This window comes from Sagittula marina (assembly GCF_014196795.1).
Lineage (GTDB): Bacteria > Pseudomonadota > Alphaproteobacteria > Rhodobacterales > Rhodobacteraceae > Sagittula > Sagittula marina.
Genome location: NZ_JACIEJ010000009.1, coordinates 110,088 through 130,719, shown reverse-complemented (window position 1 = coordinate 130,719; position 20,632 = coordinate 110,088). Strand labels below are relative to the sequence as shown.

Below are 20,632 nucleotides of genomic sequence, written 5' to 3'. Positions count from 1 at the left end.
TTATTGTTTCTTTGCGAACCACTGCGACATCAGAACGGCGATGACGGAGATCCCCAGCAATACCGTCGAGACGGCGTTGACTTCGGGCGTGACGCCAGTGCGCACAAGGCCGTAGATGTAGATCGGCAGCGTGGTCGACCCGGCTTCGGCGACCATCATCGTGATGATGAAATCGTCGAGCGAGATGATGAAGGCCAGCATTGCACCGGAAAAGATGCCCGGCGCCAGCAGCGGCAAAGTGATCAGCCGCAGCGTCGTCTTGCGATCCGAATAGAGATCGCGCGCCGCCGTCTCGAGGCTTGCATCCAACCCCCGAAGCCGCGCCTGGATGGGCAGGTAGGCGAACGGAATGCAGAACACCGTGTGGGCGATGATGATGTTGCCGATCCCCCAAGACAGGTTGATCGCCGTGAAAAAGGTCAGCGTGGCGACAGCCGTCACGATCTCGGGGATCATCAGCGGCAACAGCAACAATCCACCGAACGCAGTCTTGTGCTTGATCTCGCGGTTTCGACCCAGAGCGATGGCCGCCATCGTGGCAAAGACCGTCGAAAAGAGCGTCGAGACCGCCGCGATGATCAGGCTGTTCTTCGCCGCGCTCTGGATGTCGTCGTTCGAGAATGCCTTGGCATACCACTGAAGGCTGAAACCCTCCCAGACGGTGGCCGAGCGTGTGGCATTGAAGGAAAAGATCACCAGGATGATCAGCGGCAGATAGAGGAACAGGAAAAAGCACAGCGTGATCCAGTTGAACCCCGGAAGCCAGCGGATGTCCCTATCGGAAGAGCGTATCAATGTTGGAACCCTCCTTCGTTGCGACGCTGGTTCACCGCGAAGAGAAGCAGGCAGATCAGCACCACGGACATGATCACCATGGTCAGGGCCGATCCGAACGGCCAGTCGCGCGCGGCAGAGAACTGCAGTTGAACGAGGCTCCCCAGCATGAGTTTCTTGCCGCCCCCCAGCAGGTCCGGGGCGATGAACGCCCCCAGCGCCGGGATGAAGACAAGGATCGCGCCCGCCACGATCCCCGGAGACGCCAGCGGCAACGTCACGTGCCGCAGCGTGGTCCAGCGATTGGCATAAAGATCGCGGGAGGCTTCGATCAGTCGCTTGTCGAGCCGTTCGAGCGCCGCGTAGATCGGCAGCACCATGAAGGGAACATAGGTATAGACCAGCCCCAGCGCGATCGCGCCCTCTGTATAGAGCATGGTGATCGGCTCGTCCGTCAGGCCAAGCCCGATCAGCAGGTTGTTGATCAACCCGGTGTCGCGCAGGACCAGGATCCAGCAATAGGTGCGGATCAGCAGATTGGTCCAGAACGGAATGGTGATGAGCAAGAGAAGGGTGTTGCGCCGGCTCTCGGGTTGCTGTGCGATGTAGTAGGCCGCCGGAAAGCCCAGGGCCAGCGACCCCAACACCGCAACCGTGGCAACCCAGATCGACCGGAAGGCGATCGTGAGGTAGGATGTGTCGAACTCGACCTCGTCAAAGAGGTTCTTCTGAAACAGAAGCTGTGTGTACGCTTCTGTCGAGAATTCGAATTTCACCCCGCCGTAATCGCCGGGTGTCAGGAAGGAATAGACAAAGATGATCGTCAGCGGCGCCAGCATGAATACGACGATCATGAATGTCGCGGGAAGCACACCGATATAGTGCCGCAATCGTTCCAGAAGATCGCTCATGCCACCAGCACCCGGATGGCTTCGGGGTCGACCTCGACCGTGGCCCGGGACCCTACATCGGCGAGCGCGCTGCCGTCCTGGCGGTTTTCGCTGCGCACTGCGACGCTCAAGCCGTCATCAAGCGTGACCCGGTATTCCGTCTGGTTGCCGAGATACTCGATGTCGCTGATTGTGCCGCCAAGGCCGCCGTCGGCGCGCCCGGGCACGATGCGCGCCTTTTCGGGCCGGAACATCACCGTCACCTTGCCGCCATTCGCCTTGGCGGGCATGGCGGGACCGGCAAACCGGATGCTGTCGGAAACGTGGTAGGTGGCGGCGCTGTCGCCGCTCGCACGCGGCGTGGCCTCGAAGAAGTTCGCATCCCCGATGAACTCTGCCACAAATCGCGTGGCCGGGTATTCGTAGATTTCCGCAGGCTTGGCTACCTGCTGGATTTCACCCTGCGACATGACCGCGATCCGGTCACTCATCGACAGCGCTTCTTCCTGATCATGCGTCACGAAGACAAAGGTGATCCCGGTCTCGCGCTGGAGACGCTTCAATTCCGCGCGCATGGACTGGCGCAACTTGAGGTCCAGCGCGGACAGCGGTTCATCAAGAAGCAGAACACGCGGATGCGGGGCAAGGGCACGGGCCAGGGCCACGCGCTGCTGCTGCCCGCCCGATAGTTGCGAGGGGCGGCGCTTGGCGAACTCTCCCAGGTGGACGAGGTCGAGCATCTCCTGCGCCGTGCGCCGGGCATCGGGTTTGCCCTGACGAAGCAGCCCGTAGGCCACGTTTTCAAGCACGTTCATGTGCGGAAACAGGGAGTAGTGCTGAAACACCGTGTTCACGGGTCGCTTTTCGGGCGGCAGCTTTGAAATGTTCTCGCCAAAGAGCTTCAGCGTGCCGTCGGTCGGCACTTCGAAGCCGGCGATGAGGCGCAGCAAGGTCGTCTTGCCGCATCCCGACGGCCCCAGCAGAGTGAAGAATTCATTGTCCCGGATGCTCAGATCCGAACCTTTCAAAGCCCGCACCGGCGGTGTCCCCGGATAGGACTTTGTCAGCCCGTTGATTGTGATCGCGTCCTGCATTCCTGTCCCCTGTTCGATTTTGCCCGGGGGGCGAACCGGTGGTCCGCCGCCCCGTTCGGTCGTCGCAACGACATCAGTCCTCGACTTGCATGGCCCGCGTGATGCCCTCACGCAGCTTGGCCACCATGTCGTCGATTTCGGCCTTGGTGATGGTCAAGGGCGGCGACATCACGCACGCGTTATAGGTCGGGCGGACCAGCAGACCGAGCTCCTGGCAGATCGCATCCACCTTCGCCGTAAAGCCCGTGTCGCGGTTCTCATCCGGTGTGCCCGCGTCCAGCTCGCACTCGACGGCCGCCATCATGCCCTGCACCCGCACGTCCGTGACCACGGGCAGATCGCTCAGGGATTTCAGCGCGTTGGCAAAATACGGGCTGATCTCGCGCACATGTTCGAGCAGCTTGTCGTTTTCAAAAATATCGAGATTGGCCTGCGCCGCCGCGACCGACACCGGATGCCCGGAATAGGTGAAACCGCTGAAAAAGCTCCGCGGCTCGTTGCTGACGGACTTGATCTCTTCGATCAGCCGGTCCGAGATGAACAACGCCCCGAGCGGCAGATAGCCAGAGGTCAGCCCCTTTGCGGTGGTCAGCAGGTCCGGCGTCACGCCAAAGACATCCTCGGAGGCGAAGTAGTATCCGAGGCGTCCAAAGGCCGTCACCACCTCGTCCGCGATGAAAAGAACGTCGTGTTTCTTGCAGATCTCGTGGCAGCGCTTGTAGTAGCCTTCGGGCGGGATGATCACGCCGCCCGATGCCATGACCGGTTCTGCGATGAAGGCCGCAACCTTGTCCGCGCCGAGCTCCAGGATCTTGTTCTCCAGATCCGCCACTTTCTCGTCGCAGAACGCCTCGACCGACATGTCGGCGGCGCGGTCCTTGGGCTTTGGGCATGGCAGGAAATGGATCGTGTCTTCGATCATGTCCATCTGCGCTTTCTCGCGCATCTTTCCCGAACAGCTTGCCGTCAGATAAGTGCTGCCGTGATAGGCGTTCACGCGCGAGATGATGTGCTTCTTTTCCGGGCGCCCGAGGCAGTTGTTGTAGAAAAAGACAAATCGCAGCGCGGAATCCACGGCGGTCGACCCGCCAGTGGTGAAAAAGACGGTGTTGAGATCGCCGGGCGTCATGGCGGTCAGCCGTTGGGCAAGCTCCGACGACGCCGTGGAAGCCATCGACCAAGGCGAGAAATAGCTGAGTTTGCGCATCTGGTCGGCGACCGCCTCCACGATCTCTTCGCGGCCGTGGCCAACGTTGACGCACCACATGCCGCCCGGCCCGTCGATCAGCTGATTGCCGTTGGAATCGCGCACATAGATCCCGCCGCTGGCTTCGAGATGGGTCCATTCATCGCGGTCCATCGCGGTGACGTCCTGCCAGGGATGCAGGAAGTGGTCGTCGGTTTTCCAAGTCTCGTCCGCTGCTTGTACAACGCCTGACATGATTTATCCTCCTCAAGCTGGCCGGGTCCGAAACTTCGTCACGAAGTTCGGTCGCGTCAGAGAAATTATAGTGAACTTCAATTTGGTAGTTGGGTTCAAACTTGTAGTCAGATAAAAATTGAGTCAAGGTGCAAACATGAGTTTACGCGAAAAACACAAATCCGAACGCATGCAGCGCCTCTTGGACGCGGCCACGTGCCTGTTTCTTGAGCACGGATTTGATGCCGTTAAAGCGGAGCGCATCGCGGAAATGGCCGATGTCTCCGTCGGGACGCTCTACAATTATTTCGGTGGTAAAAACGAAATCCTGCTGACCCTTACGTCCATCGAAAACGAACGTCTGGCAGAGCTTGGCGCGAATTTCGAACCCAGCGCTGAAGCCTCGGTGGAGGATAATTTCTGCACCCTGGTCGGCATGCATTTCAACGCGCAGCACATGGTCCTTCAGCGTGATCTCTGGCGGCAGGGCTTTGCCTTTGCCTTCGCGGCGCCCGCTACGGCCGAGGCGCGCAGGCTGCGCCAGTCGGACCGGGTGCTGCGCCAGCAGATCATTGATCTGACAGTGGCCCTGCAAGCCCAAGGCCGCCTGTCGTCCGATCTGGATTGCGAGGCGTTCGGCGCCACGATCTTCAACAACGCCAACATGCTCTTTTTCGAATTCACCTGGTCGGAAAGATCGACCTACGACGATCTCAACAAGGTGATCATGGACATGACCAGGACGATCGCCGCGCTCGCCCTGCCTCGGAACGCATCTGCGTAGACAGGCCCGACCCTCACACCCCCGATCTGCGGGGGCATCAACACCGCCAAATCACGCCGCCTCAAGGGATGAACACATGTCCACCATCGATCTTTCGCAATTCTACATCAATGGCCGGTGGGTGGCCCCATCCGGGCGCGACACACTCGACATGATCAACCCTGCGACCGAAGAAACCGTCGCGGTGCTGGCCATGGGCGACGCGTCCGATGTCGATGCCGCTGTTGCCGCCGCCAAGGCAGCCCGGCCTGCCTTCGCGGCCACCACCAAGCTCGAGCGGCGCGCGCTTCTGGAGCGTATCCTCGAAGTCTACTCCCGCCGCATCGACGAAATGGCGCAGGCCATCAGCATCGAAATGGGCTCTCCGATCTCCTTCGCGCGCGAACAGCAGGCTCAGGTCGGCGTCGACATCCTGACCGCCATGGTCGCAGATCTCGAGGCGTTTGCCTTTGAACACACCCTGCTTAACGGCGATCTGATCGTGATGGAGCCCGTCGGTGTCTGCGGGCTGATCACGCCCTGGAACTGGCCGGTCAACCAGATGATGCTCAAGATCGCGCCGTGCCTTGCGGCAGGCTGCACCATGGTGCTGAAACCGTCGGAACTCACTCCGCTTTCGGCCAACCTGCTGGCCGAGATCATGGACGAGGCCGGCGTCCCGGCCGGGGTCTTCAACCTCGTACACGGCGCGGGCCCCACCGTTGGCTCGTCGATGTCGCGCCATCCCGACATCGCCATGATGTCCTTCACCGGATCGACGCGGGCGGGCACCTCGATCCTCAAGGAAAGCGCCGACACGGTGAAACGCGTGACGCTGGAGCTTGGTGGCAAATCGCCCAACCTCGTCTTTGCCGATTGCGACCTCGAGCGCGCCATCGACGAAGGCATCGACGCCTGTTTCATCAATTCAGGCCAAAGCTGCGATGCTGCCACGCGGATGCTGGTCGAGCGCCCGGTCTATGATCGCGCGGTCGAATTGGCCGCGGTGAAGTGCGCCCGCGTCAAGATCGGCGATCCGTCGCAGCCCGGCGATCATCTGGGGCCGCTGGTCAGCCAGATGCAATACGACCGGGTGCAGAAGATGATCCAGGTCGGCCTCGACGAAAACACGCGGCTGGTCTGCGGCGGGCTGGGCAAACCCGAGGGGTTCGAGACCGGCTATTACGCCAAGCCCACGGTATTTGCCGACGTCTCCAACGACATGCGGATCGCGCAGGAAGAGATCTTTGGCCCGGTGCTGGTGATGATCCCCTTCGACGACGAAGAGGATGGCATCCGGCTGGCGAACGACACGCCCTACGGTCTTGGTGCCTACGTGCAAAGCGGCGATCCCGCGCGTGCGCTTCGCGTCGCCAAGGCGCTGCAATCGGGCACTGTCAATGTGAACGGGGCCTACCTGGCGGCGGGCTCTCCCTTCGGCGGGTACAAATCGTCCGGAAACGGGCGCGAAGGCGGGGCCGAAGGTATGCGCGACTTTCTCGAGGTGAAAGCCATCGCACTTCCAGAGTAGCGATGTGCAGGCTGCGGCCTGGTCACCGACCTCTCAAACCGGTTGTTCAATGGCCGTCCGCACCAGACCGTCACTTCGGTGCGGAAAGGCTATTGAGCGAGGGGCGCGTCAAAAAGATCGTGGCGATCTTTCGCACAAAACGCTGTATCGATCAATTCGGTGGAAATCTGTACCTTCGCCGCAGCTGCTCCCCGGAAACTGCCTCATCCCAGTCCGGAAAGTGCGCTATCTGACGATTGCCTATTTTTGGTTTGGGGGTACCCGCGAGGGTCCTCAAACCGCTGACTATGTTGAAAAACACCCGTTCGCGAGCGCCAAAATTGACGGCCGCTAAACGCGCGCGCGCCTTCCCCATCGGGCTTTTCGCGCTTACTGCGGTGCGGGAAAGATCTTTGCCAGTTTCCGGAGGTTCTGGGCGGTGGCCGCGAGGAGGAATTTCTCGTTCGTGCCGCATGGATGGGCCGCGTAATCGGAGCCTACCGAGGCCGAGAATGCGCTCGAGGTGGGCGAACAGCATCTCGACCTTCTTTCGGAGGCTGGATGAGACCGCGTCTTGCTCGGTCTGCCGGAAGTCCCGCGCATCTTGGTGCTCTTCGCGGGTAATCTTTCGAGCGTCGCTGTTCGGGCAGTGTTGATTGTCTCGAACGACCTGGTGCATCGGCGCAAAATGACCGCCCGGACCCTTGCGCAGCGGCTTGGTTATACGCCCTCCGACCTGTCGCCCCTTCTACCGACACACACGACAAGTCTATACCGGCTCGCCGCGTCTTGAGCATCCACACGCTCAAAGCGCAGCTCGGGTTCGCGTATTCCCGGAATACTCTCTCCAAGAAAATTTTGCCAAGCGTTCGCTGCCCGCCATGCGCGACGTCCTATCAGAGGACATCCCCTCCAAAACAGAAATTCTCCGCAAATCCGGGCCGTTATCCACCTTTTTCAAGCGTGTTCGGGGACTACCTCATCCCCGCAGGCCCTAATCCCCACTAAACTGCCAAGACGACTTCACGCAGGACAGCCGCCGGAAAGGAAGGGCACACATGTCCAGACGCCCCCTTTCTGGCCGTCACCCGGTCGAAGGCCAATGAACGCGTGGCCGTCCTCTCGATTCTCATGCGCCACGCCATTGACCTCGAATGGATCGACCGCAACCCGGTCGTGGACGTCGAGAAACTGACGGGCGGCGAATATGAGCCATGGCCCGAGGACAAGCTGAAAGCGTTTGAGGCAGAGTGCGAGGAAGCCAGCGTGGAGCGCATTGTTTATGAGCTGGCGATCGGCACGGGCCAGCGGCTTGGAGACTGCATCTCGATGAAATGGGATGACTTTGATGGCGAGTATATGAAAGTCGTTCAGGAGAAGACCTCAGCCAAGATTCAGGTATACTGCCCCACGCGCCTGCAGCGCTTCTTGGAAACCGTTCCTCGGAGCGGGACCCATATTCTCGCGAAGAACCCCACGCAGCATATGGGCAAACGTAAGGTGCAGAAGAAGGTTGAGGCTATCCGGGAAGCCATCGGCGTACTGTCCGGGACAAACCGTCTCGTGCCGCACGGATGGCGGTACACCGCCGCAACACAGCTGGCTGACGCCAGCGTCGATATGCGCGACATTCAGGCCGTGACCGGCCACAAGACGCTCTCGATGGTTCAGAAATATACCGCCCAGGCTAACCAGACAGCCGCTTCCAGAAGGGCGCAGACGGCACGCGAACAGAGCAGAAACGAAACCGGAAAGCGGTAACAAAGTGCCAAACTCGGGCGCTCGATCTGAGCGCAACGTTTCCACTTCAGCAACTTTTCCTTTGAAATCAAGATGGTGCGGGTGAAGGGACTCGAACCCCCACGCCAAAGGCGCCAGAACCTAAATCTGGTGCGTCTACCAATTCCGCCACACCCGCACATTCGGCGTTAGATAGCAAAGCCTGTCGCGGGGTGCGAGAGGAAAAACGCCTCAGATCGTCAAGATCTTTGACAGCCTTGGAACCGGCAAATGTGCTTCGTTGCGTTTATGAACCCGCCTTGTTGTGGCAGCGTCAGCGTAGGGGAGGCGCATTGCTCTGCCTTCGTTCCGCAACACGCGCCAACCCCGCTCGCCAGAAGTCAACGCGCACCCAGCTTGGCAAGACGCCCGCTCAAATCTGAACCCATTTATCAATGAGTACATGTATCAACGAAAGCGTCACCATCCCACCCGGCCGCATCGCAATGTGCCGGATTGAGGTGGACCTGCTTCACCTTTGTTTTGGTTTTCCAACAGCAACGCACGCCAAACAAAGGACCGGCAAAGGCACCCAGACGCGGTGACGATTTTCGACGCCAAGCGGTTGGGAGCGCGACAAAACCTTGCCCTTTGCCGACGTCGTAGCCTGAGCCAGACACTTTCTGCCGCCCGTTCAGCCCGCGCACGAAAGTCCTGCCTAGCGCGCCCCTCCTGCGAGTTTCTGTGCCTCGGGGCGGCCACGAAGAGTAAGCATTGCCCACGTGCCAATGACCGGTCCCGGCACCAGGAACAAAAAGGCCCACTGCCATCCGCCGATCCACTGTGCAAAGATGGGCAGCGCCCAGATCGAAACGACCGTCAGGCCAAAGCCGATCCCCATCTGGAGTGCGAGCGCTGTACCAACGAAGGCACTGTCGGCGAGCTCTGTCACGGCTGCCGAGAACTGTGCACTGTCGCCGATGACTGTCACGCCCCACAGGAGCGCCAGCAGCACAAGCAGAAGTGGCGGCCCGTCGAAGAAGACACCGATCAGCATCGCGCAGGCACCCGACACGATCATCATGCCCGCGCAGGTCAGGCAGCGCCCGATCCGATCCGAAAGCCAGCCTCCGGCAAGGCACCCGATCACCCCGGATGCGACCACAACGAAGCTCAGCATCGAAGGAGAGCCGAAGGGGAACGGGTGCACCCCCGCTTGGGCCGCGGCGGCAAAGGCGAGGAACCAGGCCCACATGGCGTAAAGCTCCCACATATGGCCAAAGTAGCCGATGTTGGCGAGCAGAAGTGGCCGATCGGTAAAGACGGTAAGGGACTGGCGCGGGTTGAAGGTGGCTCTGCCAAATGGATTTGGTCCCTCACGTACAAAGAGGCCAAATATCAACGCGCCACCTAGGGCAGAGGCCGAAGTGGCCCAGACCACCGAATGCCAATCGACGCCATCGGCCACTGCACGCACAAGATGGGGCATGGAGGAGCCAAAGGTCAGCGCCCCGATCAGAAACCCGAGCGCGAGGCCCCTGCCCTTTACGAACCAGGTCGCCATGAGCTTGAGCGCCGGCGGATAGACCCCGGCCAGCGCAACGCCCGTCACGAATCGGGCAATCACCGCGGTGTCCGGGCCGACCACAAGCAGCGCAGCATTCGACGACGCCGCCAGAAGCGCCGCGCCGGTCATCAGGCGGTGCATGGGCAGGATGTCTGGCAGGTTGACGAGAGACGCGCCCACGGCGCCCACGACAAACCCCAATTGCACGGCATTCGTCAGCCACGCCGCCTGCCCCGGAGAAAGCTGCCAGACACGGATCAGCTCGGGCACGATGGCCGTCGCCGAGAACCAGGTCGCAAGCACACCGACAACGCCGACGCAAATGATCGCCAGCATCCGCCAGCGCCCCGTGGCGTGCGGCATCACCGAAGCGTCAATCATTGGCATTCCCTCCAGGTATGCTTGCTCGGGTCGGACGCAAGGCAGATTGCCCCCGCCGATGGTCGTCGGGGCCCATGGTGTGCCCGCCAGCATGTCGGGCTTTTGCACCGGCTCGACAAGCCTCAATGTGTGGAGGCCGCGGGGTCAAAGCCGCCCCATTGGCCCCGTTCATCATGATGCCCCCAAGGTCCGAACTCAACCACCCGCATGAACAGGCCGAAGCCCCCCCGGCGGGGACAGCCCCGCGTCTTTCAATGCCGATGCAACCATGATCGTGCAGCGCTCGAAAAGCACAAAGAGCGACGTTTGTTCAATGCCTTCCCCTCGTGCCCGATGGTCCGTTCCGTCGAGGGTTTCAGCATCTTTGATGCCGGGACGCACCGACCGACAGCCCGAAACGTGACACTGCATTCCGCGCTCGACCGCAAGACGGCCCTCCGCCCCGTTGACGATTGCGAGGGACGCCCCTGCCCGCGCTTACCCTCGAAAAAACTGCGCACGACGATCGCGGTAAAACGACCGAAGGTCAGCCAACAGCCCGCGCCCCGGTGGTCCCTGCGAGACGTACCTATCGACATTCCAAAAGACATGTGCAATCCAAAGCGCACAACAGGGGCATCCGGCATCCGCCGGGTTGAGAAGCACCCTTTGAACCTGAACCGGCTCATACCGGCGGAGGAAGTTGTATGACGGTCGCCTTGTGCGGTCCTCTCTGCATCTCCGCCCAATAGGAAAGAGATGCGATGACCGATCCCTCCCGTTCCCTTTTGGCGATGCGCACCACGGCGCCGCTGATCCAGAACATCACCAATTATGTCGCCATGAATATCGCGGCCAATGTCATGTTGGCGGGGGGCGCATCGCCCGCCATGGTCCATGCCAAAGAAGAAGCCAGTGAGTTCGCGGGCCTTGCGCAGGGCTTGACCGTGAACATCGGGACGCTCGATGCGGAATGGGCGGAGTGCATGGTCCTGGCGGCGCGCGCGGCGCAGGATCATGGCACGCCCTGGGTGCTCGACCCGGTGGCCGTCGGCGCGACGGGCATGCGCCGTGCGCTTGGCCAGCGGCTGCTCGCGCTGAAGCCGACAGTGATCCGTGGCAATGCCTCAGAGATCCTCGCGCTGGCGGGCGCTGACACGCGCGGACGGGGCGCGGATGCCGCTGATGGGGTCGAGGCTGCCGAGCAGGCCGCGCACGCCCTTGCGACACAGACCGGCGGCGTTGTGGCGGTCACCGGGGCCATCGACTTTGTCACGGACGGGACCCGCACCGCCAGAGTGGCCAATGGCGACCCGATCATGACACGCGTCACCGCATTGGGCTGTGCGCTGACAGGCGTGGTGGGCGCCTTCATCACCTCCGGGCCGATTTTTGACAGCACGGTCGCGGCGCTGGCCTACTACGGTCTCGCCGGAGAAGTCGCCGCAAAGACCACACAGGGACCCGGCAGTTTCCAGCCTGCCTTTCTGGATGCGCTCTACGCCATGACAGGGCCGGATCTGGATGAGGGCGCACGGATCAGCACGACATGATCCCGCCCCTCTGCTTTGTCACTGATGCCGAGGCGCCCTGGTCCATGCTGGAGCAGGCCGAGCGCGCGGCGCGCGGCGGTGCGCTTTGGGTGCAGTTGCGGCACAAGACCCTTGCCGATGCGGCGTTTGCCGATATGGCGCGCGAGATGATGGACCGGCTGTCACCGCTTGGCGCGAAACTGATCGTCAACGACCGGACAGAGATCGCGCGCGCCATTGGCGCAGCGGGTCTGCACATTGGCCAGTCCGATGGCGATCCACGTGCCGCCCGCGCCCGCATCGGGCCACAGGCCATTCTTGGTCTGTCGATAGAAAGCGCCGAGCAGGCAGCCGCCGTGCCGCCGGGGTGCGTCGATTACCTGGGTGTCGGGCCGGTCCGGGCCACGGCGTCCAAACCGGATCACGCGCCACCGCTGGGGTGGACAGGGTTGGCAGACATCGTGTCCCGCACGGCCCTGCCCTGCATGGCCATCGGCGGACTGGGGCCAGACGATGCGGCACAGGTGCGCCGTGCGGGCTGCGCCGGGATGGCCGTGGTCTCTGCCATCTCCCGGGCCACGAACCCTGAGGCTGCCGCGCAAACCTTTGTGCAAAACTGGAACGAACCATGATCCCCAATATACTATCCATCGCGGGGTCCGACCCCTCTGGCGGCGCTGGTGTCCAGGCCGACATCAAGGCCATATCGGCCAACGGCGGCTATGCCATGGCGGTCATTACGGGGCTGACCGCGCAGAACACGCGCGGCGTTCAGGCAGTCGACATGATACCGCCCGCGATGATCCGCGCCCAGATCGCCGCCCTCCGCGACGACATTCGCATTGATGCGGTGAAGATCGGCATGCTTGGCGACGCCGCCACCGTGGCCGTGGTGGCCGAGGCATTGGACGGCCTCGACGTTCCCGTGGTCCTTGATCCGGTGATGGTCGCCAAGGGTGGCGATCGGTTGCTGGCTGCCGAAGCCGTCAATGCCTTGCGTGATCTGCTGCTTCCACGTGCAACGGTCCTGACCCCCAATCTGCCGGAAGCGGCGGATTTGTTGGGCACCACGCCGGCAAAGACGTTGGAGGAAATGGCCGCACATGGTCAGCGTCTGCGAGAGTTCGGATGCACTGCGGTCCTGGTGAAGGGCGGCCACCTCTCCGACAGTGACGCCACCGACGTACTGGTCACGGCCAAGGGCAGCCAGCGCCTCGCCGCACCACGCGCGGCGACCCGGAACACCCATGGGACAGGCTGCACCTTGTCCTCTGCGCTGGCGGCGCACCTGGGCGCGGGCCACGCGCTGGCAGAGGCGACACAGCGCGCCAAGAGCTACATCTCCGCCGCTATTGCCGCCGCCGATCACCTGACGGTGGGCCGCGGTCACGGCCCGGTTCACCACTTCTACAGCCTCGATGGAGGGATAGCATGACATTCACCGACACGCTTTGGACGGACACCTCAGATCTTCAGAACGTCATTGCCACAATGCCGTTCAACACCGAATTGGCGGACGGAACTTTGCCACCGGAGACTTTCCGCCGCTATATCATTCAGGATGCGCATTACCTGGAGGGGTTTGCCCGCGCTTTGGCCCTGTCCGCCGCCCGCGCGCCGGATGCCGACGCCGTTGCGCAACTGGCAGGGTCAGCCAAAGGGGCCATCGTCGTGGAACGTCTGCTGCACGCGGACTACATGGACCGGTTCGATGTCTCCGCCGAGGACTTTGCCGCCACGCCGCCATCGCGCGCCTGCGACCACTACGTCAGCTTTCTGATCCGGTCGGCCGCCGTCGAGCCGTTTCCGGTGGCGGTCGTGTCCCTGCTGCCGTGCTTTTGGATCTACCATAAGATCGGAGTGATGATCCACGCCCGCGCCAAGCCCGACAATCCGTTTTCCGCCTGGATCGACACCTACGCCAGCCCCGATTTCGAGGACGCCGTGACGGCCATGCTGGACCTTACGAACCGACTGGCCGCACAGGCCGATGAGGAGACCCGCAAAGCGATGACCGCCGCGTTTACACGCGCGTCGTGGCACGAGTGGATGTTCTGGGAAAGTGCCTATCGCGGCGAAGCGTGGGACACACCGGCCTGATAAAGGCACTGTCCGCCGGTATTGGCGACAGGCGCGCAGTCTGTGCGCCTGTCGCCGTTTCGCAATCCCGATCAGAACGGGCTGTCGGGGAAGTAGAACTGTTCCGCATTCTCGGGCGTGATGCGCTGGCTGCCGATGATGAACCGACCCGAGACCGGCGTTGCCGACACAAGGCCAAGCGCCGTCAGCTCGATCGCCGTTGCAATCTGCGCCGGAGGATACGTCACGTTAACCGGAATCTGCGGGTCGCCTTCCATGATCCGCGCGATGATTTCCTTCATGCCTGCACCGCCGACAACCCACATGTCGTCTTCGCGCCCGGCCTGGGCAATGGCCTCCAGAACGCCAATCGCCATGTCATCATCTGCCGCCCAGACAGCGTCGATGTCGTCATATTTCGACAGGAAATCCTGCATCACGTTGAACGCATCGTCGCGGTTCCAGTTGCCATGCTGCATGTCGAGCACGTTGATGCCGGACCCTTCGATTGCAGCCTCGAACGCCTCCACACGTTCGTTATCGAGCGTTGTCGGAATGCCGCGCAGCACAACGATGTTGTCGCCTTCGCCCAGGGTTTCGGCGAAATATTCGCCGGCCACGCGGCCAAAGCCCGTGTTGTCGCCCGCGACATAGAGGTCCTCGATCCCTTCCACGGCGAGGCCGCGATCAACCACCGTCACCCAGATGCCCTGCTCTTTCACGGCCTGCACCGGCGAGGTCAGCGGCTCGGACTCAAAGGGCAGGACAACGAGCGCATCAATGCCGCGTGTGGCGACCATGTCCTCGATATCGTTCACCATTTTCCCGGCGTCCCCGGCGGTGGTAAGAACGAATTCGATCTGGGGGTAGGTCTCCTCCAACCGTGCGATCGACGCCTGCGCGTGATAATTCAGCCCGCCCATGAAGCCATGAGTGGCCGAGGGGATGGCGACGCCGATGGTGTAGCTGTCCTCTTGGGCCAGTGCGGGGCCTGCTGCAAGCGCGAGGCTCAGCGCCGCCCCCTTCAGGATATGTCTGCGTTTCATGTGGTTCCTCCCTTATGTGCCGTTCAGTCGGCAGATTTTCCTTGCCGTTGTAAAACCACGGCCAGGATAACGATGACGCCTTGGATCGTGCCGTTGAGATAGGGTGAGACAATCGAGGCGAGATTCAGAATGTTGTCGATCAGGCTCAGGATCAGCACGCCGATCACGGTGCCCCAGACGCGGCCAAAGCCCCCCTTCAGCACGGTGCCCCCGATGATGACGGCGGCAATCGCCTCCAGCTCCCACAGCGTTCCGGTGGACCCGGAGGCGGAGCCAAGGCGCGGCACGTACATGATTGTGGCAAGGCCAACGAGGCCACCAAGCAACACGTAGGTCGACATGCGCACCGCATCGACGCGGACAGCGGAATAGCGCGCCACCTGCTCATTCGCCCCCAGCGCCGCACAATGGCGGCCGTAGGCGGTCTTGCGCATGGCGATCTCACCGACGATGGCGACAACGGCAAAGACAATGATCGGCCACGGCACACCCAGAAGGCCGTCGTAATAAACCGGGCGATAAAAGCTGCGCGCGTCAAAGTTCAGTGACAGCGTGCCGCCATCCGCCAGCCATGTGGTCAACGACCGGTACACCCCCATCGCGCCAAGCGTCACGATGAACGCCTCGATGCCCACCTTGGCAATCAGGACGCCGTTCAGCAGCCCGGCGGCAAGCCCGGTCAAGAGCGCCACGGCCATACCTGCCGCAACCAGGGGCACGCCAATCCCAAGCACGGGAATAAGCGCGTTCATCGTCATGATCATGACGCCTGCCACAAAGGCCGCCATCGACCCCACGGACAGGTCGATCCCGCCGCCGGTGATCACGAAGGTCATGCCGATGGCGATGATGCCGATAAAGGCAGACCGCGCCAGCACGTTGGTCACGTTGGCATAGCCAAGGAAATTGGAATTCAGCGACGCACCAAGGATGATCAGCGCGATCAACGCCAGAACCGGACCAATGGTTTGCAGGCGAAGGGCGCCTCGGCGCGGCGTGGCATCGCTTTCTACGGTCGTGTCAGTCATGCGGGTTCTCCGGTCGTTTCGCTGACGCCCATGGCGCGGCGCAGGATGGCATCTTCGGTGATTTCGGCACCGCTCAGTTCAGCGGCGATGTGCCCCCGTCCCATCACGCACACGCGCGAGGACAGCCCGATCACCTCGGGCAATTCCGAAGACACGACGATCACGCTTTTCCCCTGTGCGGCCAGCGCGGCGATGAACTCATAGATCTGTTGCTTGGTGCCGATGTCGATGCCGCGTGTCGGCTCGTCGATGATGACGATCTGAGGCTTGGCCAGCATCGTCTTGGCCATAAGCAGCTTTTGCTGGTTACCGCCCGACAGGCTGCCAGCCAGCAGCTTGCGATCCTTCACACGGATGTCGAATTCCTCGATCGCCTGATCCAGCGCCTGATCCTCGGCCTGCGGGTCGATGAACACGCCGCCGAACGTGTCGAGCGCCAGCAGCGTCAGGTTCTCGGTCAGCGCCTTGCCCAGCAGCAGCCCCTTGTCCTTGCGATCCTCGGTCAGATAGACCAGCCCGGCCTCACGCGCGGCCCGCACTGACCCGGGTTTCAGCGGCGTGCCGTTGACCCGCACCGTGCCCTGCGCGGGGCGCAGGCCGACGATCCCTTCCATCAGTTCCGTGCGCCCGGCCCCGACCAGCCCGGCAAAGCCCAGAACCTCGCCCCGGCGCAGCGTGAACGACGCATCGCGCACATAGCCGGGCACGGTCAGCCCCTCGACCTCCAGCACAACGTCGGCACCGGGCTTTGCCTTGGCCGGAAACAGGTCCGACAATTCGCGCCCCACCATTGCTTCGGCCATCGCATGTTCGGTAAACCCCTCGGCCGGGCGGGTGGTGATATGCGTGCCATCGCGCAGAACCGTAACACGGTCTGCGATGCGGGCGATCTCGTCCAGCTTGTGACTGGTGTACAGGATCGCGGTGCCTTGGGCCTTCAGCCGTTCGATCTGCTCCAGCAGCACATCCGTCTCGCGCCCCGTCAAAACGGCCGTCGGTTCGTCCATGATAAGGACGCGCGCCTGTCGCCCAAGCGCGCGGGCGATCTCGACCATCTGGCGATTGGGCACCGACAGATCCTGAATGCGCCTGCGCGGATCCACATGGCAATCAAGCCGCGCCAAAAGCGTGCGAGCCTCCTCCCGCATGGCCCGCCCGTCCAGAAAAGGCCCGCGCCGTTTTTCCCGGCCAAGGAAGAGGTTCTCCTCGACTGTAAGCTGGAGCGCGAGATTGAATTCCTGGTGGATCATGAGGATGCCAGCGGCTTCGGCTGCCCGCTGATCGGCAAAACTGACCTGCTTGCCATCAAGCATCAGCGCGCCGGTCGTCGGTGCCAGATAGCCGCCGAGGATCTTCATCATCGTCGACTTGCCCGCGCCGTTTTCTCCGATCAGGGCGTGTATCTCGCCGGGGACCAGTGAAAAATCGACGCCGTGCAGGACTTCGATCGGTCCAAAGGACCGGGTGACACCACGGGCCTCAAGAATGGCGGTCATAGCGAAACCCACGCGGCGTTGCGTTTGGACGAGCGCACGCAAGCCTCGACAAAGGCCACGCCCTCCACCCCGTCCGCGATAGAAGGAAAGGTCACGCCCTCCGGCAAGGGCGCATCGGTGCGCGCCGCGCGGATGGCCTGCGCCGCTTCGCCGTAAATGTTTGCAAAGGCTTCGAAAAACCCCTCCGGATGTCCGGGCGGAATACGCGTCAGTCGCCGTGAGCCTGCGGTGGTCGCCGCCGAGGCGCGCGTGATGATCTCGGTGCTGCCGCCAAGCGGTGTGATCTGCAAGGCGTTGGGGTTTTCCTGCCGCCACTCCAGCCCTGCACGCGTGCCAAAGATGCGCAGGCGCAGATCATTCTCCCGCCCCGCCGCAACCTGACTGCACCACAGCGTGCCGCGTGCGCCGCCTTCAAACCGCAACATCACATGGCCGTTGTCATCCAGCGTGCGTCCCGGCACGAAACTCTGCAAGTCGGCGGCGATGGCCTCCGGTGCCAGCCCGGTGACAAACCGCAGCAGGTTCCAGGCATGGGTGCCGATGTCACCAGTGGCGCCGCCCGCACCGCTTTTGGCCGGATCCGTGCGCCACGCGGCCTGTTTGTTGTCGGCGTCCGGCGCTTCGGCAAGCCAGTCTTGTGCATATTCCACCTGCACCAGCCGGATATCGCCCAGATCCCCGCGTGCAACCCGCGCCTGCGCCTCACGGACCAGCGGATACCCTGTATAATTATGCGTGAGGATAAACAGAGCATCGGATTTCTCCGCGGCTGTCTTCAGCCGCTTTGCATCCGACAGCGTCCCGGTCAGCGGCTTGTCACAAATGACGTGAATGCCACGCTTCAGGAATTCACGCGCCACAGGCAGGTGCATGTGATTGGGCACCACGATCGACACGGCCTCGACGCCATCTTTCAAGCGCGCCTCGCGTTTGGCCATCTCGATATAGTCGATGTAGGTCCGATCTTCGGCGATACCGACCTCCTCCGCAGAGGCCCGCGCCTTGTCTTCGGTCGACGACAGCGCCCCCGCCACCAGCTGAAACGCGCCATCCAATCGGGCGGCCACCCGATGAACGCCGCCAATCATCGCGCCCTGCCCGCCGCCGACCATGCCCAGCCGGATCGGCCCGCTGCGGCCCTCGAACCGGTTCATTGCGACAGCCCCAGCATCTTGCGGTTGGCGGCCTCATCCGCGCCACCATCGGCGAAATCGTCAAACGCATGCGGCGTCACCCGGATGATGTGATCGCGCACAAAGGCCGCCCCCTCCCGCGCGCCATCTTCGGGGTGTTTCAGCGCGCATTCCCATTCGACCACGGCCCAGCCGTCGAAATCCATCGCCGCGAGCTTGGCAAAGATCGCGCCGAAATCCACCTGCCCGTCGCCCAGACTGCGGAACCGTCCGGCGCGATTGACCCAGGATTGATATCCGCCGTAGACGCCTTGGCGACCCGTTGGATTGAACTCCGCATCCTTGACGTGAAACGCGCCGATCCGGTCGGCGTAGATGTCGAGGTTCGCTTTGTAATCAAGACATTGCAGAAGGTAATGGCTGGGATCGTACAGCATCATGGCACGCGGGTGCTGGTCGACGCGATCCAGAAACATCTCAAAGGTCGCGCCGTCATGCAGGTCCTCGCCGGGATGGATCTCGTAACACAGGTGGATCCCATGCGCGTCCGCCATGTCCAAAAGCGGCCGCCAGCGCTTTGCCAACTCATCGAAGGCCATCTCGACCAGCCCTTCGGGGCGTTGCGGCCACGGGTAGATGTAAGGCCACGCCAGCGCGCCGGAAAATGTCGGCAGCGCGGTCAGGCCCAGATGCGCCGACGCCCGGATCGCCTTTTGCATCTGATCGACGGCCCATGCCTGACGCTTGGCAGGATTGCCATGCACCGAAGGCGCGGCAAAGCCGTCAAAGGCGGCATCATAGGCCGGATGCACCGCCACCAGTTGCCCTTGCAAATGTGTCGATAGCTCGGTGACGGCGACGCCATTGTCCCGCGCCTTGCCCGCCCATTCATCACAATAGGTCTTGCTCTCCGCAGCGGTGTCGAGATCGAAAAGCCGGGCATCCCATGATGGCACCTGAACCCCTGCATAGCCACAGTCAGCGGCCCAGCGGGTGATCCCGTCCCAGCTGTTGAAAGGTGCGTCATCGCTCGCGAATTGCGCCAGAAACAGCGCTGGCCCCTTAATTGTCTTCAAGATGTCCTCCTCACGCCAGTCTCCCCACCGGCGACGATGAAATCGTTTACATGGCAGCCTGACAAAGGATGCAATCGTTTACAACAGATTTATTTCGGGCGATGTTAAGCGGCCATTCGAAGGGAAGATGATGGACAGTAAAATCGCCACGATTCAGGACGTTGCGCGTGTCGCTGGCGTATCGACTGCAACCGTCAGTCGTACGATTTCCAAACCCGATGTCGTGGCCAAGGCCACGCGTGAGGCCGTTTTGAGCGCCGTTGCGGAGACGGGATATCGCGTCAACACCACGGCGTCGAATCTGCGACGGCAGCGCACCGGCACCGTTCTTGTGCTCTTGCCCAACATCGCAAACCCGTTTTTCTCTCAGATCCTCGCCGGGCTGGCATCCGTTCTGACGCCTGCGGAATACAGCATGCTCATTGCAGACACGCAGACCGGGCCCGATGCCGATCAACGCCTGACGCACTACCTCACCTCCGGGCAGGCCGATGGGCTTGTCGTTCTGGACGGCACCCTGTCGCCAGAGACGTTGTCAGGCCCGCTGGTCCCCCCGGCCGTGCTGGTGTGTGAATGGATGGGAAGCACCCTGCCATCGGTCCGCGTGGAAAACGCCCGCGGCGCGGCGCTGGCCGTCAATCATCTTGCAGACCTCGGACACCGCAAGATTGGCCATGTCACCGGCCCCCCGGGCAACGTCCTGACAGAAACCCGGCGCGATGGGTTCTGCCGCGCTCTTGCCGACCGTGGTTTGCCCGTCCACGACGACTGGATTCTCGAAGGCGATTTCACCATGGATTCCGGCGCCGCCGCGGCCCGGGCATGGTGTCACCTCGAAGACCGCCCCACCGCTTTGTTCCTGTCATCGGACGAGATGGCGATTGGCTGCATGGGCGCGCTTCAAAGCCGTGGCATCCGTGTGCCGGAAGACGTCTCCATCGTGGGTTTCGACAATATCGAAATCGCCCAGCATCTGTCCCCCGGCCTTACCACCATCCGTCAGCCGCGCACGGATATTGGCGTCCGGGCCGCCGAAATATTGATGGACATGATCGCCAGCAAAACCAAGGACGGACAGTCTGAAATCATCACCGTGCACCTCATTCCGCGTGGCAGCACCGGCCCCGCTCCTGAATAGGTCGCGA

General features: G+C 62.3%; 18 protein-coding genes, 1 tRNA gene, 1 pseudogene and 1 riboswitch. Of the genes and pseudogenes, 8 read left to right on the top strand and 12 right to left on the bottom strand.

All coding sequences use genetic code 11. From position 1 onward, the window contains the following. From GGQ68_RS17215 to GGQ68_RS17200, 4 genes are all read right to left on the bottom strand, one after another. Positions 1–795 carry an ABC transporter permease gene (locus GGQ68_RS17215; protein WP_183968195.1) on the bottom strand — a complete coding sequence of 265 codons (795 nt, stop codon included), beginning with the start codon at positions 793–795 and terminating at the stop codon, positions 1–3. Continuing rightward, positions 792–1,685 (bottom strand): ABC transporter permease, encoded by an 894-nt coding sequence (locus GGQ68_RS17210; protein WP_183968194.1) that lies wholly within the window; start codon positions 1,683–1,685, stop codon positions 792–794. Before GGQ68_RS17210 ends, GGQ68_RS17215 begins: the two co-directional genes overlap by 4 nt. Next, on the bottom strand, positions 1,682–2,758 hold the full coding sequence (locus GGQ68_RS17205) for an ABC transporter ATP-binding protein (RefSeq protein WP_183968192.1): 1,077 nt from the start codon (positions 2,756–2,758) through the stop codon (positions 1,682–1,684). Before GGQ68_RS17205 ends, GGQ68_RS17210 begins: the two co-directional genes overlap by 4 nt. 73 nt (positions 2,759–2,831) lie before the next feature. Then, positions 2,832–4,199 carry an aminotransferase gene (locus GGQ68_RS17200; RefSeq protein WP_183968190.1) on the bottom strand — a complete coding sequence of 456 codons (1,368 nt, stop codon included), beginning with the start codon at positions 4,197–4,199 and terminating at the stop codon, positions 2,832–2,834. A 136-nt stretch (positions 4,200–4,335) separates the two neighbouring features. On the opposite strand from GGQ68_RS17200, the gene GGQ68_RS17195 reads away from it, so the two are divergent. Both GGQ68_RS17195 and GGQ68_RS17190 read left to right on the top strand, forming a co-directional pair. Beyond that, positions 4,336–4,962, top strand: a complete 627-nt coding sequence (locus tag GGQ68_RS17195) for a TetR/AcrR family transcriptional regulator (RefSeq protein WP_183968188.1) — start codon at positions 4,336–4,338, stop codon at positions 4,960–4,962. A 76-nt stretch (positions 4,963–5,038) separates the two neighbouring features. Beyond that, the gene (locus GGQ68_RS17190) at positions 5,039–6,472 is read left to right on the top strand and encodes an aldehyde dehydrogenase family protein (RefSeq protein WP_183968185.1); all 1,434 of its coding nucleotides are present in this window, start codon (positions 5,039–5,041) and stop codon (positions 6,470–6,472) included. A gap of 369 nt (positions 6,473–6,841) precedes the next feature. Here GGQ68_RS17190 and GGQ68_RS17185 read toward each other — a convergent pair. Next, positions 6,842–7,100, bottom strand: a pseudogene (locus GGQ68_RS17185) (transposase); the annotation flags it as partial. A 461-nt stretch (positions 7,101–7,561) separates the two neighbouring features. Between GGQ68_RS17185 and GGQ68_RS17180 the strand changes: the two are divergent. Continuing rightward, positions 7,562–8,212 (top strand): tyrosine-type recombinase/integrase, encoded by a 651-nt coding sequence (locus GGQ68_RS17180; protein WP_343055972.1) that lies wholly within the window; start codon positions 7,562–7,564, stop codon positions 8,210–8,212. 73 nt (positions 8,213–8,285) lie between these two features. Here the strand turns inward: GGQ68_RS17180 and GGQ68_RS17175 are convergent. Next, positions 8,286–8,369 (bottom strand) — tRNA-Leu (locus tag GGQ68_RS17175). Between the two features lie 519 nt (positions 8,370–8,888). Beyond that, complete coding sequence (locus GGQ68_RS17170) at positions 8,889–10,118, bottom strand: MFS transporter (protein WP_183968183.1); 1,230 nt, start codon at positions 10,116–10,118, stop codon at positions 8,889–8,891. A gap of 601 nt (positions 10,119–10,719) precedes the next feature. Next, positions 10,720–10,816, top strand: a riboswitch (TPP riboswitch). A 45-nt stretch (positions 10,817–10,861) separates the two neighbouring features. Here GGQ68_RS17170 and thiM point away from each other — a divergent pair. The 4 genes from thiM to GGQ68_RS17150 are packed head-to-tail and all read left to right on the top strand — an operon-like array spanning position 10,862 to position 13,729. Continuing rightward, complete coding sequence (gene thiM / locus GGQ68_RS17165; protein ID WP_183968181.1) at positions 10,862–11,650, top strand: hydroxyethylthiazole kinase; 789 nt, start codon at positions 10,862–10,864, stop codon at positions 11,648–11,650. Continuing rightward, on the top strand, positions 11,647–12,261 hold the full coding sequence (gene thiE / locus GGQ68_RS17160) for a thiamine phosphate synthase (RefSeq protein ID WP_183968179.1): 615 nt from the start codon (positions 11,647–11,649) through the stop codon (positions 12,259–12,261). The genes thiM and thiE overlap by 4 nt, the downstream gene beginning before the upstream one ends. Beyond that, positions 12,258–13,064 (top strand): bifunctional hydroxymethylpyrimidine kinase/phosphomethylpyrimidine kinase, encoded by an 807-nt coding sequence (gene thiD / locus GGQ68_RS17155; protein WP_183968177.1) that lies wholly within the window; start codon positions 12,258–12,260, stop codon positions 13,062–13,064. The genes thiE and thiD overlap by 4 nt, the downstream gene beginning before the upstream one ends. Then, complete coding sequence (locus GGQ68_RS17150) at positions 13,061–13,729, top strand: TenA family protein (protein WP_183968175.1); 669 nt, start codon at positions 13,061–13,063, stop codon at positions 13,727–13,729. The genes thiD and GGQ68_RS17150 overlap by 4 nt, the downstream gene beginning before the upstream one ends. A 71-nt stretch (positions 13,730–13,800) precedes the next feature. Here GGQ68_RS17150 and GGQ68_RS17145 read toward each other — a convergent pair whose 3' ends face one another. The 5 genes from GGQ68_RS17145 to GGQ68_RS17125 are packed head-to-tail and all read right to left on the bottom strand — an operon-like array spanning position 13,801 to position 19,487. Then, on the bottom strand, positions 13,801–14,754 hold the full coding sequence (locus GGQ68_RS17145; protein ID WP_183968173.1) for an ABC transporter substrate-binding protein: 954 nt from the start codon (positions 14,752–14,754) through the stop codon (positions 13,801–13,803). Positions 14,755–14,777: 23 nt separating this feature from the next. Continuing rightward, positions 14,778–15,782, bottom strand: a complete 1,005-nt coding sequence (locus tag GGQ68_RS17140; RefSeq protein WP_183968171.1) for an ABC transporter permease — start codon at positions 15,780–15,782, stop codon at positions 14,778–14,780. Then, positions 15,779–17,278 (bottom strand): sugar ABC transporter ATP-binding protein, encoded by a 1,500-nt coding sequence (locus GGQ68_RS17135; protein WP_183968169.1) that lies wholly within the window; start codon positions 17,276–17,278, stop codon positions 15,779–15,781. Before GGQ68_RS17135 ends, GGQ68_RS17140 begins: the two co-directional genes overlap by 4 nt. Then, complete coding sequence (locus GGQ68_RS17130; RefSeq protein WP_183968167.1) at positions 17,275–18,432, bottom strand: Gfo/Idh/MocA family protein; 1,158 nt, start codon at positions 18,430–18,432, stop codon at positions 17,275–17,277. Before GGQ68_RS17130 ends, GGQ68_RS17135 begins: the two co-directional genes overlap by 4 nt. Then, a complete protein-coding gene (locus GGQ68_RS17125) occupies positions 18,429–19,487 on the bottom strand; it encodes a sugar phosphate isomerase/epimerase family protein (protein ID WP_183968165.1) in 1,059 nt (352 codons plus the stop codon). Before GGQ68_RS17125 ends, GGQ68_RS17130 begins: the two co-directional genes overlap by 4 nt. Positions 19,488–19,614: 127 nt before the next feature. Here GGQ68_RS17125 and GGQ68_RS17120 point away from each other — a divergent pair, with 127 nt between their 5' ends. Further along, positions 19,615–20,625, top strand: coding sequence for a LacI family DNA-binding transcriptional regulator (locus GGQ68_RS17120; protein WP_343055971.1), 1,011 nt, complete (start codon positions 19,615–19,617; stop codon positions 20,623–20,625). Positions 20,626–20,632: the final 7 nt, after the last annotated feature.

What these genes read in the sequence shown, in the direction of transcription:
- GGQ68_RS17210 (WP_183968194.1), bottom strand. Translation starts at nt 1,685, where the DNA reads ATGAGCGATCTTCTGGAACGATTGCGGCACTATATCGGTGTGCTTCCC.
- GGQ68_RS17205 (WP_183968192.1), bottom strand. Translation starts at nt 2,758, where the DNA reads ATGCAGGACGCGATCACAATCAACGGGCTGACAAAGTCCTATCCGGGG.
- GGQ68_RS17200 (WP_183968190.1), bottom strand. Translation starts at nt 4,199, where the DNA reads ATGTCAGGCGTTGTACAAGCAGCGGACGAGACTTGGAAAACCGACGAC.
- GGQ68_RS17195 (WP_183968188.1), top strand. Translation starts at nt 4,336, where the DNA reads ATGAGTTTACGCGAAAAACACAAATCCGAACGCATGCAGCGCCTCTTG.
- GGQ68_RS17190 (WP_183968185.1), top strand. Translation starts at nt 5,039, where the DNA reads ATGTCCACCATCGATCTTTCGCAATTCTACATCAATGGCCGGTGGGTG.
- GGQ68_RS17170 (WP_183968183.1), bottom strand. Translation starts at nt 10,118, where the DNA reads ATGATTGACGCTTCGGTGATGCCGCACGCCACGGGGCGCTGGCGGATG.
- thiM (WP_183968181.1), top strand. Translation starts at nt 10,862, where the DNA reads ATGACCGATCCCTCCCGTTCCCTTTTGGCGATGCGCACCACGGCGCCG.
- thiE (WP_183968179.1), top strand. Translation starts at nt 11,647, where the DNA reads ATGATCCCGCCCCTCTGCTTTGTCACTGATGCCGAGGCGCCCTGGTCC.
- thiD (WP_183968177.1), top strand. Translation starts at nt 12,258, where the DNA reads ATGATCCCCAATATACTATCCATCGCGGGGTCCGACCCCTCTGGCGGC.
- GGQ68_RS17150 (WP_183968175.1), top strand. Translation starts at nt 13,061, where the DNA reads ATGACATTCACCGACACGCTTTGGACGGACACCTCAGATCTTCAGAAC.
- GGQ68_RS17145 (WP_183968173.1), bottom strand. Translation starts at nt 14,754, where the DNA reads ATGAAACGCAGACATATCCTGAAGGGGGCGGCGCTGAGCCTCGCGCTT.
- GGQ68_RS17140 (WP_183968171.1), bottom strand. Translation starts at nt 15,782, where the DNA reads ATGACTGACACGACCGTAGAAAGCGATGCCACGCCGCGCCGAGGCGCC.
- GGQ68_RS17135 (WP_183968169.1), bottom strand. Translation starts at nt 17,278, where the DNA reads ATGACCGCCATTCTTGAGGCCCGTGGTGTCACCCGGTCCTTTGGACCG.
- GGQ68_RS17130 (WP_183968167.1), bottom strand. Translation starts at nt 18,432, where the DNA reads ATGAACCGGTTCGAGGGCCGCAGCGGGCCGATCCGGCTGGGCATGGTC.
- GGQ68_RS17120 (WP_343055971.1), top strand. Translation starts at nt 19,615, where the DNA reads ATGATGGACAGTAAAATCGCCACGATTCAGGACGTTGCGCGTGTCGCT.